The organism is Pseudomonas silensiensis (assembly GCF_050434865.1).
Lineage (GTDB): Bacteria > Pseudomonadota > Gammaproteobacteria > Pseudomonadales > Pseudomonadaceae > Aquipseudomonas > Aquipseudomonas fluorescens_W.
On sequence record NZ_JBNDJH010000019.1, the window covers coordinates 1 to 14,949 of the forward strand.

General features: G+C 58.0%; 18 protein-coding genes and 1 tRNA gene. 5 read left to right on the forward strand and 14 right to left on the reverse strand.

Features of this window, described 5'->3' with window-relative positions:
* The 5 genes from QF010_RS23680 to QF010_RS23700 form a co-directional block, all read left to right on the forward strand.
* A partial coding sequence (locus QF010_RS23680) for a hypothetical protein (RefSeq protein ID WP_429534098.1) occupies window positions 1–111 on the forward strand: 111 nt, incomplete at its 5' end.
* A 163-nt stretch (window positions 112–274) separates the two neighbouring features.
* Window positions 275–1,651 (forward strand): L-serine ammonia-lyase, encoded by a 1,377-nt coding sequence (locus tag QF010_RS23685; RefSeq protein ID WP_033057607.1) that lies wholly within the window; start codon window positions 275–277, stop codon window positions 1,649–1,651.
* Window positions 1,652–1,689: 38 nt separating this feature from the next.
* Window positions 1,690–2,814 carry a glycine cleavage system aminomethyltransferase GcvT gene (gene gcvT, locus QF010_RS23690; RefSeq protein WP_033057606.1) on the forward strand — a complete coding sequence of 375 codons (1,125 nt, stop codon included), beginning with the start codon at window positions 1,690–1,692 and terminating at the stop codon, window positions 2,812–2,814.
* Between the two features lie 403 nt (window positions 2,815–3,217).
* Window positions 3,218–3,430, forward strand: coding sequence for a cold-shock protein (locus tag QF010_RS23695; RefSeq protein ID WP_003175786.1), 213 nt, complete (start codon window positions 3,218–3,220; stop codon window positions 3,428–3,430).
* A 96-nt stretch (window positions 3,431–3,526) separates the two neighbouring features.
* On the forward strand, window positions 3,527–4,015 hold the full coding sequence (locus tag QF010_RS23700; RefSeq protein ID WP_429510913.1) for an RDD family protein: 489 nt from the start codon (window positions 3,527–3,529) through the stop codon (window positions 4,013–4,015).
* A gap of 63 nt (window positions 4,016–4,078) precedes the next feature.
* On the opposite strand, the gene nadA is transcribed toward QF010_RS23700, so the two are convergent.
* From nadA to ruvC, 14 genes are all read right to left on the reverse strand, one after another.
* The gene (nadA, locus tag QF010_RS23705) at window positions 4,079–5,137 is read right to left on the reverse strand and encodes a quinolinate synthase NadA (protein ID WP_008146918.1); all 1,059 of its coding nucleotides are present in this window, start codon (window positions 5,135–5,137) and stop codon (window positions 4,079–4,081) included.
* A gap of 272 nt (window positions 5,138–5,409) precedes the next feature.
* Window positions 5,410–5,485 (reverse strand) — tRNA-Lys (locus QF010_RS23710).
* 63 nt (window positions 5,486–5,548) lie between these two features.
* The gene (queC, locus tag QF010_RS23715) at window positions 5,549–6,241 is read right to left on the reverse strand and encodes a 7-cyano-7-deazaguanine synthase QueC (RefSeq protein ID WP_033057619.1); all 693 of its coding nucleotides are present in this window, start codon (window positions 6,239–6,241) and stop codon (window positions 5,549–5,551) included.
* A 1-nt stretch (window position 6,242) separates the two neighbouring features.
* Complete coding sequence (gene queE / locus QF010_RS23720; protein ID WP_033057618.1) at window positions 6,243–6,890, reverse strand: 7-carboxy-7-deazaguanine synthase QueE; 648 nt, start codon at window positions 6,888–6,890, stop codon at window positions 6,243–6,245.
* A gap of 165 nt (window positions 6,891–7,055) precedes the next feature.
* A complete protein-coding gene (gene ybgF / locus QF010_RS23725; RefSeq protein WP_033057602.1) occupies window positions 7,056–7,895 on the reverse strand; it encodes a tol-pal system protein YbgF in 840 nt (279 codons plus the stop codon).
* A 6-nt stretch (window positions 7,896–7,901) separates the two neighbouring features.
* On the reverse strand, window positions 7,902–8,399 hold the full coding sequence (pal, locus tag QF010_RS23730) for a peptidoglycan-associated lipoprotein Pal (RefSeq protein WP_003178634.1): 498 nt from the start codon (window positions 8,397–8,399) through the stop codon (window positions 7,902–7,904).
* A 52-nt stretch (window positions 8,400–8,451) separates the two neighbouring features.
* Window positions 8,452–9,732: a Tol-Pal system beta propeller repeat protein TolB gene (gene tolB, locus QF010_RS23735; protein WP_166675809.1), complete on the reverse strand. Its 1,281-nt coding sequence runs from the start codon at window positions 9,730–9,732 to the stop codon at window positions 8,452–8,454.
* A gap of 17 nt (window positions 9,733–9,749) precedes the next feature.
* Window positions 9,750–10,829: a cell envelope integrity protein TolA gene (gene tolA / locus QF010_RS23740; protein ID WP_429534068.1), complete on the reverse strand. Its 1,080-nt coding sequence runs from the start codon at window positions 10,827–10,829 to the stop codon at window positions 9,750–9,752.
* Window positions 10,829–11,281 (reverse strand): protein TolR, encoded by a 453-nt coding sequence (gene tolR / locus QF010_RS23745; protein ID WP_161807482.1) that lies wholly within the window; start codon window positions 11,279–11,281, stop codon window positions 10,829–10,831. Before tolR ends, tolA begins: the two co-directional genes overlap by 1 nt.
* Window positions 11,282–11,304: 23 nt before the next feature.
* Entirely contained in the window at window positions 11,305–12,000 is a 696-nt protein-coding gene (gene tolQ / locus QF010_RS23750) for a protein TolQ (protein WP_008147369.1), read from the reverse strand.
* A complete protein-coding gene (gene ybgC, locus QF010_RS23755; protein ID WP_008147372.1) occupies window positions 11,990–12,457 on the reverse strand; it encodes a tol-pal system-associated acyl-CoA thioesterase in 468 nt (155 codons plus the stop codon). Before ybgC ends, tolQ begins: the two co-directional genes overlap by 11 nt.
* A 127-nt stretch (window positions 12,458–12,584) precedes the next feature.
* Window positions 12,585–13,646, reverse strand: a complete 1,062-nt coding sequence (ruvB, locus tag QF010_RS23760; RefSeq protein ID WP_008147374.1) for a Holliday junction branch migration DNA helicase RuvB — start codon at window positions 13,644–13,646, stop codon at window positions 12,585–12,587.
* Complete coding sequence (ruvA, locus tag QF010_RS23765; protein ID WP_059182263.1) at window positions 13,647–14,264, reverse strand: Holliday junction branch migration protein RuvA; 618 nt, start codon at window positions 14,262–14,264, stop codon at window positions 13,647–13,649.
* A gap of 115 nt (window positions 14,265–14,379) precedes the next feature.
* The gene (gene ruvC / locus QF010_RS23770; RefSeq protein ID WP_008147379.1) at window positions 14,380–14,904 is read right to left on the reverse strand and encodes a crossover junction endodeoxyribonuclease RuvC; all 525 of its coding nucleotides are present in this window, start codon (window positions 14,902–14,904) and stop codon (window positions 14,380–14,382) included.
* Between the last annotated feature and the right edge of the window lie 45 nt (window positions 14,905–14,949).

A 14,949-nucleotide genomic window follows, 5' to 3' on the forward strand; every position in this document is an offset into this window, starting at 1 on the left:
GTTGCGTCGCTGATCGAAGGCAAGTACTGGCCACCGGTCGGTCGCGTCGACAACGTGTTTGGCGACCGCAACCTGATCTGCGCCTGCCCGTCGATCGAAAGCTACGCTTAAACGAATAGGGGGGCGGGTTTACTCGCCTCCACAAGGACACACCGATTCCGTAGGAGCGAGGCTTGCCCGCGAAGCTTTTAGCGGCCGTAATGGCCTCTTCGCGGGCAAGCCTCGCTCCTACGGGTTCGTGGTGCTCCTCATAACAAGAAACCGGAGAACAACCATGTCTTTAAGCGTGTTCGACCTGTTCAAGATTGGCATCGGCCCCTCCAGTTCCCACACCGTCGGCCCGATGCGTGCTGCGGCACGTTTCGCCGAAGGTTTGCGCCGTGAAGGGCTGCTGGCCGCAACCACCTGCGTCAAAGTCGAGCTCTACGGATCACTCGGCGCCACCGGTAAAGGCCACGGCAGCGACAAGGCTGTGTTGCTGGGCCTGGAAGGCGAACACCCGGATACCGTGAACACCGAAACCGTCGCCGCCCGTCTGCAAGAAATCCGTGGCAACGGTCGCTTGAACCTGCTCGGTGAACACAGCATTGCGTTCAATGAGAAAGAACATTTGGCGATGATCCGCAAACCGTTGGCCTATCACCCCAACGGCATGATCTTTCGCGCCTTCGATGCCGCGGGCCTGCAAATCCGCAGCCGCGAGTACTACTCGGTCGGCGGTGGTTTTGTGGTCGATGAAGACGCCGCCGGCGCCGACCGCATCGTTGAAGACGCCACACCACTGACCTTCCCGTTTAAAAGCGCCAAGGACCTGCTCGCTCACTGCACCACCTATGGTCTGTCGATCAGCCAGGTGATGCTGACCAACGAAAGCGCCTGGCGCCCGGAAGCGGAAACCCGCGCCGGTCTGCTGAAAATCTGGCAAGTGATGCAGGACTGCGTCGCTGCCGGTTGCCGCAACGAAGGCATCCTGCCGGGTGGTTTGAAGGTCAAACGGCGGGCGGCCGCGCTGCATCGGCAACTGTGCAAGAACCCGGAGTCTTCACTGCGCGATCCGCTGTCGGTGCTGGACTGGGTCAATCTCTACGCACTGGCGGTCAACGAAGAAAACGCCAACGGCGGGCGCGTGGTGACGGCGCCTACGAACGGTGCGGCTGGGATCGTCCCCGCTGTTTTGCATTACTACATGCGCTTCATCCCCGGCGCCAACGAAGACGGCGTCGTGCGTTTTCTGCTGACCGCGGCCGCGATCGGCATTCTCTATAAAGAAAACGCCTCGATCTCCGGCGCTGAAGTCGGCTGTCAGGGTGAGGTCGGCGTAGCCTGTTCCATGGCCGCCGGTGCTTTGTGTGAAGTCCTCGGTGGCACCGTGCAGCAAGTGGAAAACGCCGCCGAAATCGGCATGGAACACAACCTCGGCCTGACCTGCGACCCGATTGGCGGGCTGGTGCAAGTGCCTTGCATCGAACGCAACGCCATGGGCTCGGTGAAAGCCATCAACGCGGTACGCATGGCCCTGCGCGGCGACGGTCAACACTTCGTCTCCCTCGACAAGGTCATCCGCACCATGCGCCAGACCGGCGCCGACATGAAAAGCAAATACAAGGAAACCGCCCGTGGCGGTTTGGCGGTCAACATTATCGAGTGCTGATGCTTACGCGCATCCGCACACTTTTTCAGGAGCTGAATATGTCCACCGAACAACTGTCGAAAACCCCGCTGCACGCACTGCACATCGAACTCGGCGCCCGCATGGTGCCGTTTGCTGGCTACGACATGCCGGTGCAATACCCGCTCGGCGTGATGAAAGAACACCAGCACACCCGTGATCAGGCCGGGCTGTTCGATGTCTCGCACATGGGCCAGATCCGTCTGACCGGCGCCAATGCTGCCAAGGCGCTGGAAACCCTGGTGCCGGTCGACATCATCGACCTGCCGGTGGGCATGCAGCGCTACGCGATGTTCACCAACGAGACCGGCGGCATCCTTGACGACCTGATGGTCGCCAACCTGGGTAACGACGAACTGTTCCTGGTGGTCAACGCCGCCTGCAAGGACCAGGACCTGGCGCATCTGCGCAAACACATTGGCGACCAGTGCACCATCGAGCCGCTGTTCGAGGAACGCGCCCTGTTGGCGCTGCAAGGTCCGGCTGCCGTCACCGTACTCGCGCGCCTGGCGCCTGAAGTGGCGAAGATGACCTTCATGCAGTTCACCCGCGTGAAACTGCTGGGTGTGGACTGCTTTGTCAGCCGTTCGGGCTACACCGGTGAAGACGGTTACGAAATCTCCGTACCGGCCGCCAACGCCGAAGCCCTGGCTCGCGCCCTGCTGGCCGAACCTGAAGTAGCAGCCATCGGCCTTGGCGCTCGCGACTCCCTGCGCCTGGAAGCCGGCCTGTGCCTCTACGGCCACGACATGAACACCGAGACCACCCCGATCGAAGCGAGCCTGCTGTGGGCTATCTCCAAACCTCGTCGTGCTGATGGCGCTCGTGCTGGCGGCTTCCCCGGCGCAGAAACCGTGTTCGGACAGCAACAAGCCGGTGTCAGCCGCAAACGCGTTGGCCTGTTGCCACAGGAACGTACGCCGGTGCGCGAGGGTGCAGAGATCGTCAATGAATCAGGCGAGATCATTGGTGCGGTTTGCAGCGGTGGCTTCGGTCCGACCTTGGGCGGCCCTCTGGCGATGGGTTACGTCGACAGTGCTTATATCGCTCTCGATACGCCGGTATGGGCAATTGTTCGTGGGAAAAAGGTGCCTTTGCTTGTAAGCAAAATGCCATTTGTTCCACAACGCTACTACCGCGGCTGATTGACTGTTTCTATAAGTAACGCGGTTGCGTTAACCGTGCACTAATGTGTAACGCAACCGCCATGAAACAGTGCATTACTTTACCAGTCAGCTTCGTTTATGAACTTTGCTTATAACGATCGAAAACAATTGAACACGGCGATTGCATAAGCCAACACTAGTTGCGGCATAACGCCCCGGCGCGAGCAAATCCGGGCCCTCCACAGGGCTTGTTTTTTCTCCCGTAGTTGGCGTAGAGTTTGTTCACTGTGTTTGCATGGGTCGCTTGGAATCGTGACCTGGGCAGTAGCCTACAAGTTAGCTACATCCCGTTCGACGTCTTCTTACTCTCCTGCAACCAGCCCCAGTACTCTTTCACAAGAAGGAGGCTGTCATTAATTTTTTGCGTCAAAGGAAATAAGAAATGTCCCAACGTCAGAGCGGTACCGTCAAGTGGTTTAACGACGAGAAAGGTTTTGGTTTTATCACTCCAGAAAGCGGTCCGGATCTGTTCGTACATTTCCGCGCTATTCAGGGCAACGGCTTCAAGAGCCTGAAAGAAGGCCAGAAAGTGACTTTCGTTGCTGTGCAAGGCCAGAAAGGCATGCAGGCTGACGAAGTACAAGCAGAAGCCTGATCTTCTGTAACGAAAAAGCCCCTGATGCTGACATCAGGGGCTTTTTTGTGCGCGTAAATCCGTAAAATGGCTTCTTTTTTCCGTCCAGAGGCTGCCATGTCGAAACACCTGCTCAAACCCCAGGGCGACTTTCCCGCCGCCACCCTGGGCCGTCGCCTGGCAGCGATGTTCTACGACTTCTTGTTGTGCACCGCCCTGCTGATCGTCACCAGCGGGATTTACAAGATGATCCAGATGGCGCTCATCGGCGAAGACAAAATGCGCACCCTGACCGAAGCCGGCGCGCTGGACGGCGATCCATTGCTGTCGACGGTGCTGCTGTTTGTGCTGTTCGGCTTTTTCGCCAAGTTCTGGACCTGGTCCGGTCAGACCTTGGGGATGCAGGTCTGGTGCATCCGCGTGCAAAACGCCGACGGCTCATCCATCAGCCTGTGGCAGGCGTTGCTGCGCTTTGTGGTGTCGATTGCGTCCTTGCTGTGCGTCGGGCTGGGTTTCTTCTGGTCGCTGTTCGACAAACAGAAACGCAGCTGGCATGACATCTACTCCAATACCCAGCTCGTGCGGATTCCAAAGAAAACCAAGTAATCCAGCAGATGCAAAAACGCCCCGATCGAATCGGGGCGTTTTTTTTGGCTCACTGTCAGCGAATCAGGCGTTGCCGGCCAATTTCATCCGCGCTGCCTGTGTGAAGTCGAGCATGCGCTTGAGCGGCCGAATCGCTTGTGGAATCAGCGCGGGATCGACAAAGATCTCGTTAGTCCCTTCCTTCAAGCTCTTGAGCGTGCGCTCAAGGGTATTCATCGCCATCCACGGGCAATGTGCGCAACTGCGGCACGCTGCGCCGTTACCGGCCGTTGGCGCTTCAATGAAGACCTTGTCCGGGCACAGCTGCTGCATCTTGTAGAAGATGCCGCGATCAGTGGCGACAATAAAGGTCTTGTTCGGCAGGCTCTGCGCTGCCGCAATCAACTGACTGGTGGAGCCGACGGCATCCGCCAACTCGATCACTGAAGTCGGCGACTCCGGATGCACCAGAATCGCTGCGTCCGGGTACAGCGCCTTCATGTCTTCGAGCTGCTTGGACTTGAACTCTTCATGAACGATGCAGGCACCGTCCCACAGCAGCATGTCCGCGCCGGTCTGACGCTGGATGTAAGTGCCCAAATGTTTATCCGGGCCCCAAATGATGGTCTCGCCGTTATCCATCAGGCTTTCGACGATCTCCAGCGCGCAGCTTGAAGTCACTACCCAATCCGCCCGGGCTTTGACCGCCGCCGACGTGTTGGCATACACCACCACGGTACGTTCCGGGTGCTGATCGCAGAACGCCGAGAACTCGTCCACCGGGCAACCCAGGTCCAGCGAGCAGGTCGCTTCCAGGGTTGGCATCAGGATGCGTTTTTCAGGGTTGAGGATTTTGGCGGTTTCGCCCATGAACTTCACACCGGCGACCACCACGGTCTTGGCCGGGTGAGCATTGCCGAAGCGGGCCATCTCCAGCGAGTCGGAGACGCAACCGCCGGTTTCTTCGGCCAGGGCCTGAATAACCGGATCGCAATAGAAGTGAGCAACCAGCACCGCGTCCTGAGCCTTGAGCTCGGCAGCGATGGCGGCACGGTAATAGGCCTCCTCCTCGGCAGTCAGCGGCTTGGGCTGCTTGGCGTCGAGGTGGGCTTGAACCAGAAGGCGTTCGGAAATCTGCGTCATGTTCGCAAGACCTGCAAGCGCTTTCGCGCGAAAGTCGAGTATACACCCGGCTCCGGACCCTTCAGGGTACCGCCGGGAGAGTGAGTATCATCAGGCACGGACAACGTTGGAGCTGCGCAAGGCTACAGAATATCCCGTGGATGCAAAAGATGATTCTGACCTGCGTGATGCGGTGCAGCCCCGCGGCGAGCCGAGCTCAAATCGCGGGCAAAAAAAAATCCGGAAATCCTCACTTGCGTGGGCCTTCCAGACTTTTAAAACTGCTACAAAAATGGTGGGTCGTGTGGGATTCGAACCTACGACCAATTGGTTAAAAGCCAACTGCTCTACCAACTGAGCTAACGACCCGCTGTGTGGTGGCGCGTATAATACTGATTTTTAAGGACTATTCAACACCTAATTTGAAATAAATCAAAAATAAGGTGTTGGGTCGCTGATTCCGGCTGCCGCAAAGCCTTCTGCACGCAGGCGGCAGCTGTCGCACTTACCGCATGCGCGGCCTTTATCGTCGGCCTGATAGCAGGAAACAGTCAGCCCGTAATCAACACCCAGCTTCACGCCAGCCTGGACGATCTGCGCCTTGCTCAGGTTCTGCAATGGCGCCTGAATGCGGAAACCGTTCCCTTCTACGCCGGCCTTGGTCGCCAGATTGGCCATGCGTTCGAAAGACTCGATGAACTCGGGACGGCAATCTGGGTACCCGGAGTAATCCACGGCGTTCACACCAATAAAGATGTCACGCGCGCCCAGCACTTCGGCCCAGCCAAGAGCCAAGGACAGAAACACGGTGTTGCGCGCTGGCACGTAAGTCACCGGAATACCTTCACCCGGCACTTCCGGCACATCGATGCTGCTATCGGTCAGTGCCGAACCGCCGATACCGTTCAGGTTCAGTCCGATCACCTTGTGTTCGACCACACCCAGGTCGCGCGCAACACGTTCAGCGGCGTGCAGTTCGGCATGAGACCGCTGACCGTAGTCGAAGCTCATGGTGTAGCAGCTGTAACCCTCAGCGCGAGCCATGGCCACGACAGTCGCCGAGTCCAGGCCGCCGGACAGCAAGATGACTGCACGTTTTTCGGTAGTGTTCAGTTGTTCAGTCATTTCAGCGCCCCGGCTCATCATTCCAAAGATATTTATGCAGCTGCAATTGCAGACGCACTGGCAGGTTGTCCGCCACCACCCAGTCAGCCAGATCCCGAGCATTCAGGTCATGGTGACTTGGCGAGAACAGGACTTCGCCGGCACGCTGATCCAGACCGTACTGGATCAGCTTGGACACAGCCCAGTCGTAGTCTTCCCGCGAGCAGATGACAAATTTCACCTGATCGTTGGGCGTGAGCAGTTCGATGTTCTCGTAGCGGTTGCGATGGGCTTCTTTCGAACCCGGCGTTTTCAGGTCGACAACGCGACTGACCCGGGAATCTACCGCCGAGATGTCGAGCGCACCACTGGTTTCCAGTGACACTTCGTAACCGGCGTCACACAACTGCTTGAGCAATGGGATGGCGTTGGGTTGTGCCAGCGGCTCGCCGCCGGTAACACAGACGTAACGCGGGCGAAAACCGGCCACTTGCTCGAGGATGTCGTCGAGCGTGCGAATGGTTCCGCCAGTGAACGCGTAGGCGCTGTCGCAGTACTGGCAACGCAATGGGCAACCGGTCAGGCGCACAAAAACAGTGGGCAGCCCGGCAGTCCGCGTTTCACCCTGCAACGAGTAGAAAACTTCGGTGATTCTCAATGTGTCTTGCATAGTCGCCACGGGCATAACAGCTAAACAGGCTGTCCGCCTCCGTCAGGCACTTCAAGGAACCCCGCCACCGCGTAGATCCCAAAAAGCGTGTTTCAAAAAAGGGGGTGAATTCTAACGAAAAAACCCGCGACAAGCGCGGGTTTCTTCGAAACAGGTCAAGCAACCTTACATTTTTTGCAGATCCCGCTGAGCCAGCTGAGCGGCGGAAGTGCCCGGGTATTGCGACACGACCTGTTGCAGAATGCCTTTGACCTTGTCGGGATGACCAAGGCGGCGCTCTACATCTGCCAGCTTGTACAGCGAATCAGGCACTTTTGGGTGCTTGGGATAGAGCTGTGAAACCTTGGCAAAAGCCTGACCCGCACCTTGCAGATCGCCTTTGGCCAGGTTCACTTCGCCCAACCAGTACTGGGCATTACCCGCGTACTGACTGTTCGGGTATTTGCGCAGGAATGCGGCGAAAGCCTGGCTGGCCTTGTCGAAATCCTTGGCTTTGATCAGGTCGAAGGCTGCATCGTAATACAGTTTTTCCTTCGCCGGATCAGCCGGTTCGCTACCCGCGGCAGGCGCTTGAGCGGCTGCCGCTCCTGCGGCTGCGCCCGCTGCTGCACCGGGGGCATTCAAGCTGCCACCGGCGGAAGAATTATCAGGAGTCGCGGCTGGTGCAACGCCGGTTCCTATGCGCCGATCAAGATCCTGATATCGCTCCAGGTTCTCTTGCTTCATGCGCGCTACATCATTTTGCAGAACTTCGATGATGCCTTGTTGGCGCGAGATCTGCTCCTGCATTGATTGCAGTTGGTTGAACAGCTCGCCCTGTGCCGAGACAGGGGCCGAAACCCCTCCCCCGGCATAGGCGCCGTTCGTACCGTAACCTGCAGGCGGATTATTAGTCCCGCTATTGGTATAGCCGGAGTCATTATCGACCACAGGAACCGCAGCCCACACCGCAAGCGGTGCGAGGCTGAGAGCCAGAACAGTTACAGCACGACGGCACGTTCGCATGACGAATTACTTACGCAGTTCGACGCGACGGTTTTGAGCCCAGGACTGCTCGTCGTTGCCGGTAGCAACTGGACGCTCTTCGCCGTAGGAAACCAGTTCCAGCTGAGCTGGGGAAACACCTTGCAGTACCAGGTAACGCTGAACGGCTTTCGCACGACGCTCGCCCAGTGCCATGTTGTACTCACGAGTACCACGTTCGTCGGTGTTGCCTTCCAGAACAACGCGAGCGCCGTTTGCTTTCAGGTCTTTGGCGTGAACGTCCAGAGCGCGCATGGCTTCTGGCTTCAGGTCCGAGCTGTCGTATTCGAAGTAGAAAGTGGTGATTGCGCGCAGAGCAGCTTCTTCGCTCAGGGAGCCGTCAACTGCACCAGTGTTTGCGCCGTAACCAGCGTTTGGATCTACAGCGCCTTCACCGGCATTGTCGCCGCCTTTGGACGAGCAACCTACAGCTACAGCCATGGCCAGAGCCAGCGCAGCAAATTTACCAAACTTCAGCATTTCCATCGTGAAACTCCTAATGAACCCCAATGTGTTAAGTACAACGTGTAGCGCCGCGTCAGTTCAGGTAAGGGGACCAGGAAGGTTCTCTGACTTCGCCTTGTGCGGTAGGAAGCGGGAGCCTTACGCGTCCATTAATGGACACGAGCATCAAGACTCCCCGGCCCTGCTGGCGGGTGGCGTAGATTACCATGGTGCCGTTGGGCGCAACAGTAGGCGACTCGTCCAGAGTGCTATCAGTGAGGATCTTTACACTACCTCGCTGCAAATCCTGGGCCGCCACCTTGAAATTAGTGAAACCTTCCTGACGATGGATCATCACCAGGGTCTTTTCGTCAGCCGAAAGTTTAGGGTTGGCGTTGTAGTTACCGATAAAGGTCACACGCTCCGCACCACCACCGCCTGCGCTGGTTTTGTAGATCTGAGGCTTGCCGCCACGGTCCGAGGTGAAGTAGATGGTCGAACCATCTTTACCCCAGAACGGTTCGGTGTTGATGCCAGGACCGTTGGTGACACGCGTGATCTGACGCGAACCCAGGTTCATCACGTAGATGTCCGGGTTGCCGTCTTTCGACAGTACGAATGCCAGACGATTGCCATCCGGCGACCAGGCTGGCGCGCCATTCAGGCCTTCGAAGTTGGTGATCTGCTCACGGCGACCGGTGTCGATGTTCTGCATGAAGATACGCGGACGCTTCTGCTCGAACGACACATAAGCGATGCGCTTGCCGTCCGGTGCGAAACGCGGCGACAGGATCGGCTCGCGCGATTGCAGCAGGGTCACGGCACGGGCACCGTCATAGTCCGAACGTTGCAGCGTGTAGCGAGTGTTCTTCTCGGAGAAACGCTCGGCTGTCACGTACAGCAGACGAGTCGAGAACGCACCTTTGATACCGGTGAGTTTTTCGAACGACTGGTCCGCGATGTAGTGCGACATGTCGCGCAGTTGATCGACGCTGCCCGACACGCTGCCGGTCAGCACTTGCTGCTCGGTGGCGACGTTGAACAGTGCGTATTGAACCTGCAGGCGACCGCCCGCAGGAGCAATGCTGCCGACCATGACGTACTGGGCACCCAGCGCCTTGAAGTCACGGAAGATGATTTCGCTGGCCTGGCTTGGCTGGCTGATCATGTTCTGTTTTGGAATCGGCGAGTAGTAACCCGAGTTGCGCAGGTCGTTACCGATGATTTCGGCCATGTCGTCCGGCAGCACGCTGCCGCCCTGGTTGCCAAACGGAACGACTGCAATCGGGGTGGCCCGATCACTGCCGCTGGTGACCAGAATGTTTTTTTCATCGGCTGCCGCTATCCCTGCCATGCAGCAGATAACGACAAGCATTCCTCGAAGAAGGTTTCTCACAAGGCTAGATCCTCAGGTGTGAATGTCATCTTGAATGAACGATACGGAGCGAAATCGCTCGGCTTCATTCCCTGCATTTCTGTCAAACGTCCAATATTCTTGACCGCCGCAACAGCCGACGCGTCGAACGGACCATCGCCACTGGACTTGGCCACGCTGACCGAAGTCACCGTACCGTCCGGCAACATGCCGATTTGCAACACGACTGTCATGCCTTTGCGGGCCGAAGGTGGACGAGCCCAACCTTCCGCTGCACGAGCACGGATCAGATCATCGAAACTGCCGGCGACTTCGTCACCCTTCTCATCCGCCAAGGCTTGCTGACGCTGCGGCGTGTCGGAAAGCAAATCTGCCAGGGCCTGAGCCTTTTTGTCTTCGGCGGATTTACGTGCCGCTTCCTGCGATTTTTTCTTCGCAGCATCGGCAGCAGCTTTCTTCTTCGCGTCTTCGGCGACTTTCTTCTTCGCGTCTTCAGCTTCAGATTTCTTCTTGGCGTCTTCCGCGGCTTTCTTCTTCGCGTCTTCGACGATCTTTTTCTTCGCTTCTTCAGCGGCCGCTTTCTTGGCCTCTTCTTCAGCTGCTTTCTTGGCGTCTTCTTCGGCTTTCTTCTTGGCTATATCAGCCATTTGTTTCTCTTCGGCCTTTTTGGCTTCGGCGGTCTTCTTCGCTTCATCGGCTTTCTTGGCTTCATCAGCCTTTTTTGCCTCTTCCGCTTTCTTCGTCTCGTCGGCCTTTTTGGATTCTTCGGCTTTTTGAGCCGCGTCTTCCTTCTTTTGTTCCGCGGCTTTGATCGCTTCCTGCTCGATCTTTTTCTGTTCCATCTGTTCGACTTCGGTCTGGCGCGCGGCGGATTTCTTCGCCTCACCCGCAATCTTCTGATTGGTCTGGGTGGTCGCCTGACTTTTCGATTTCAGTTGGTACAGAGTCGCCTGGACAATCGGCTTGGCCGGCGGCAGTTCGGGCGTGAAGGCGAAACTGACGAACAGCATGCCAAAAACCAGCACGTGCAAGACAAGCGCCCAGACACTAGGCCAGAAGTAGCTTTCCGAGGCGGACGGCTCTCGCATTTGCTGCATCAGGGTGCCTCGGTAATCAAGCCAACATTACCGACCCCGGCTTTCTGCAACCCGCCCATGGCGCCCATGACGGAACCGTAGTCGACGGTCTTGTCGCCGCGGATGAACACCTGGGTACGCTTGCCACCTTCAGTGCCGGCGCGAATGATCTTGGTCACGGCGTCAGTCATCTGCGGCAAGGTCATGGCCTTGTCCTGTTGCTTTTCAGTGTCGACTTCGCTGCCAAGGTTCCAGTAGTAGGTCTTGTCAGCCTTGATCGAAATGGTCAGGACCTGGGTGTTGTTGTCCTGCGGCAAGGCTTCGCTGGAAACCTTGGGCAGATCAACTTTCACGCCCTGATTGAGCATCGGCGCGGTCACCATGAAGATGACCAGCAGCACCAACATCACGTCGATGTAAGGCACCACGTTCATCTCGGCAACCGGCTTGCGCTTTTTGCGAGCTCGAGCGATTAAAGCCATTGGAAATTACCTGCTTATTCTTCGCTGGTGTGCACTTTGCGGTGCAGGATCGCCTGGAATTCATCGGCGAAGGTGTAGTAACGGCCCAGCAAGGTTTCACTGCGAGCAGCAAAACGGTTGTAAGCGATAACGGCCGGGATGGCGGCGAACAGACCGATCGCGGTAGCAATCAGTGCCTCGGCGATACCTGGAGCCACAGTGGCCAGGGTCGCTTGCTGGGCAGTTGCCAGACCACGGAAGGAGTTCATGATCCCCCAGACAGTACCGAACAGACCGATGTACGGGCTGACGGAACCTACGGTCGCGAGGAACGGCAGGCTCTGCTCGAGCTTTTCTTCTTCGCGGGAAATGGCGACGCGCATGGCACGGGCCACGCCTTCCATGACCGCTTCCGGGTCAACGCCTGGCTGCTGGCGCAGACGGGAGAATTCCTTGAAACCGGCACGGAAGATCTGCTCTACGCCTGAATCCGGATCAGGGTTGCTGCCGGCCTGACGGTAGAGTTTGGACAGGTCGATACCCGACCAGAAGCGCTCTTCAAAGCTCTCCAGGGCACGTCGACCGGCGCGCAGCAGGTTGCTGCGCTGAAAGATCATGATCCATGAGGTCACCGATGCGGCTACCAGGATCAGCATTACCAGTTGCACCACGATACTGGCATTGCTGACCAGGCTCCACATGGAGGAATGGTCGACGACGTTAGCTTCCACGCTTTATCTCCTGCTTTGAGTGTGTACCCGCGCCGCTCACGTCGGCAAAGGCCGCACGTAGAGCTTCGGGAATGGCCCGGGGTTTCAAACTGTTAGTGCGCACACAGGCCACCAAAAACTGCCCTTCGCAGAGCAGCGCATTATCCGTGGCTCGCCTGACCTGCTGTTTGAAGCGCAGGCTGACACGGTTCAATTCGATTACTTCAGCGCTTACCAGCAGTTCGTCATCCAGTCGCGCCGGCGCGTGGTAACGCGCTTCGCTGGAATGCACGACAAACAACAGGTCCTCCCCTGCAAGCTGGGATTGGGCAAAGCCCAGCTCCCGGAGCCGCTCGGTTCGAGCCCGTTCCATAAACTTGAGGTAATTGACGTAATACACGATGCCGCCCGCATCGGTGTCCTCGTAATAAACGCGACAACGAAGTGCGAAAGGCTCAAGCCCGTTTTGCGCGCGCATACTCTAGTGCTTACTCCTCAGGTTGCCAATCCGGCCAGGCAACTGTTTTTCATTGATTCACGGCTTTCTGGCGAAAGTACGGTCCTACGACCGCACAAACCCCGAATAAATCAGCGCGCAAAGGTTATTAATCGTCCACGGCATCGAGGAACTCGTCTACCACGGGCATCTCGCCCAATCGTGACGGGATGTTTAAACCGAAGTGCAGGTACGCATGCCGAGTCACCACCCGCCCCCGTGGCGTGCGCATAATGTAGCCCTGCTGGATCAGGTATGGCTCCAGCACGTCTTCAATGGTGTGGCGTTCTTCACTGATGGCTGCGGCGAGGCTATCGACCCCGACCGGCCCACCGTCGAACTTCTCTATCATCGTCAACAACAGACGTCGATCCTGATGATCGAAACCACGCTCGTCGACATCCAGCAGGTTCAAGGCCAGGTCCGCGATCGGTTTGGTGATGTGGCCCTTGGCGCGTACTTCGGCGAAATCCCGAACCCGGCGCAGCAAGCGGTTGGCGATCCGCGGCGTACCACGGGCACGGCGGGCGATTTCGAAGGCGCCTTCCGGGTCCAGCGGCAAGCCGAGGATGTTAGCCGAACGACTGACAATCGTTGCCAGGTCAGCGGTGTTGTAGAACTCCAGGCGCTGGACGATGCCGAAACGGTCGCGCAGCGGATTAGTCAGCATCCCCGCCCGCGTCGTCGCACCGACCAGGGTGAACGGCGGCAGATCAAGCTTGATCGAGCGCGCGGCCGGCCCTTCGCCGATCATGATGTCGAGCTGGAAATCTTCCATGGCCGGGTACAGCACTTCTTCGACGATCGGCGAGAGCCGATGGATTTCGTCGATGAACAGCACGTCGTGTGGCTCAAGATTGGTCAGCAGCGCAGCCAGATCACCCGGACGCTCAAGCACGGGGCCCGAGGTGCTCTTGATCGAGACCCCCATTTCCTGGGCGATGATGTTGGCCAGGGTGGTTTTACCCAGGCCCGGCGGGCCGAAAATCAGCGTGTGGTCCAGGGATTCATTGCGCCCACGAGCCGCCTGGATGAACAACTCCATTTGCTCGCGAACGGTCGGCTGGCCAATGTATTCGGCCAGGCTGACAGGGCGAATCGCGCGGTCCTGGACTTCCTCGCGGTCACGAGGGCCAGGTGTGGCGGCAATCAGACGATCAGCTTCAATCACTTAGATCATTCCCTTCAGGGCACGACGAATCAGGTCTTCACTGCTCAATCCTTTCTCCTTGATCGCAGAAATCGCCTTGCTGGCTTCCTGCGGCTTGTAGCCCAGGGAGATCAGCGCGCTGACCGCGTCATTTTCGGCGGTAGCGACCGGCGCTGGCGCATCCGGCCCACCCGGCTGGTTTGGTACCAACGCGAACATCGCCGGTACGGTTTCCCAGGCCTTGAAGCGATCCTTGAGTTCCACCAGCAAACGCTCGGCCGTCTTCTTGCCCACGCCCGGCACCTTGGTCAGTGCCGAGGTGTCCTGGGACTGCACACAACGGACCAGTTCATCGACTTCCAGGCTCGACATCAGGGCCAGGGCCAATTTCGGCCCTACACCATTGAGACGGATCAACTCGCGAAAAAAGTCTCGCTCACGCTTGCCGAAGAAGCCATAGAGTAACTGCGCGTCTTCGCGTACGACTAAATGGGTGTGCAAGGTCAGCGGTTCACCGACCGACGGCAAGCGATAAAGCGTGGTCATGGGCACTTCCAGCTCATACCCCAGACCGTTTACATCCAGAATCAGGTGCGGCGGCTGTTTCTCAGCCAGTGTGCCGCGCAAGCGTCCAATCACGTTTCAGATCCTTGAGCGTTGGCCAGATCAGTGCTGGCGACTGACAGAACAAGCGGTTTTGCGCCGACGGCACAGGCGCAAAACCCTCGTTCCATAAAAATGATTGCTGATGCTATCAGAGACGCAGGCGCCCGCCACGACTGCGTGCCGTACCCAGGCCATGCGGCAACAGGCTGGAACGGGTATGAGCATGGCAAATGGCAATGGCCAGGGCGTCCGAGGCATCAATTTGCGGCTTGCTGGTCAGTTTCAGCATGTGCATGACCATCATTTGCACCTGCTCTTTATTCGCCGCGCCGGTCCCGGTCACCGCCTGTTTGACCTGGGTCGCGGTGTACTCAGCGATTTCCAGGCTTTCTTCCGCCCCGGCAACAATAGCTGCGCCGCGAGCCTGGCCAAGTTTCAACGCAGAGTCGGCGTTGCGCGCCATGAAGACCTTTTCGATGCCCATGGTCACCGGGCCATAGGTCTGGATGACTTCGCGCACACCGCGATAGACGATTTGCAGGCGTTCATGCAGCTCGCCGGAACCTGTGCGAATGCAGCCCGACGCCACGTACACGCAACCTCGCCCGGTATCACGCACTACGCCATAACCGGTAATGCGCGAACCGGGGTCGATACCAAGAATTAAAGTCATAACGCCTGCAGCTTCAAAATGATGCCCGCCGGCAAACACTTGCAC

What these genes read in the sequence shown, in the direction of transcription:
- pal (WP_003178634.1), bottom strand. Translation starts at nt 8,399, where the DNA reads ATGGAAATGCTGAAGTTTGGTAAATTTGCTGCGCTGGCTCTGGCCATG.
- queC (WP_033057619.1), bottom strand. Translation starts at nt 6,241, where the DNA reads ATGACTGAACAACTGAACACTACCGAAAAACGTGCAGTCATCTTGCTG.
- ruvC (WP_008147379.1), bottom strand. Translation starts at nt 14,904, where the DNA reads ATGACTTTAATTCTTGGTATCGACCCCGGTTCGCGCATTACCGGTTAT.
- QF010_RS23695 (WP_003175786.1), top strand. Translation starts at nt 3,218, where the DNA reads ATGTCCCAACGTCAGAGCGGTACCGTCAAGTGGTTTAACGACGAGAAA.
- ybgF (WP_033057602.1), bottom strand. Translation starts at nt 7,895, where the DNA reads ATGCGAACGTGCCGTCGTGCTGTAACTGTTCTGGCTCTCAGCCTCGCA.
- QF010_RS23700 (WP_429510913.1), top strand. Translation starts at nt 3,527, where the DNA reads ATGTCGAAACACCTGCTCAAACCCCAGGGCGACTTTCCCGCCGCCACC.
- queE (WP_033057618.1), bottom strand. Translation starts at nt 6,890, where the DNA reads ATGCAAGACACATTGAGAATCACCGAAGTTTTCTACTCGTTGCAGGGT.
- tolB (WP_166675809.1), bottom strand. Translation starts at nt 9,732, where the DNA reads ATGCTTGTCGTTATCTGCTGCATGGCAGGGATAGCGGCAGCCGATGAA.
- tolA (WP_429534068.1), bottom strand. Translation starts at nt 10,829, where the DNA reads ATGCAGCAAATGCGAGAGCCGTCCGCCTCGGAAAGCTACTTCTGGCCT.
- gcvT (WP_033057606.1), top strand. Translation starts at nt 1,690, where the DNA reads ATGTCCACCGAACAACTGTCGAAAACCCCGCTGCACGCACTGCACATC.
- ybgC (WP_008147372.1), bottom strand. Translation starts at nt 12,457, where the DNA reads ATGCGCGCGCAAAACGGGCTTGAGCCTTTCGCACTTCGTTGTCGCGTT.
- nadA (WP_008146918.1), bottom strand. Translation starts at nt 5,137, where the DNA reads ATGACGCAGATTTCCGAACGCCTTCTGGTTCAAGCCCACCTCGACGCC.
- QF010_RS23685 (WP_033057607.1), top strand. Translation starts at nt 275, where the DNA reads ATGTCTTTAAGCGTGTTCGACCTGTTCAAGATTGGCATCGGCCCCTCC.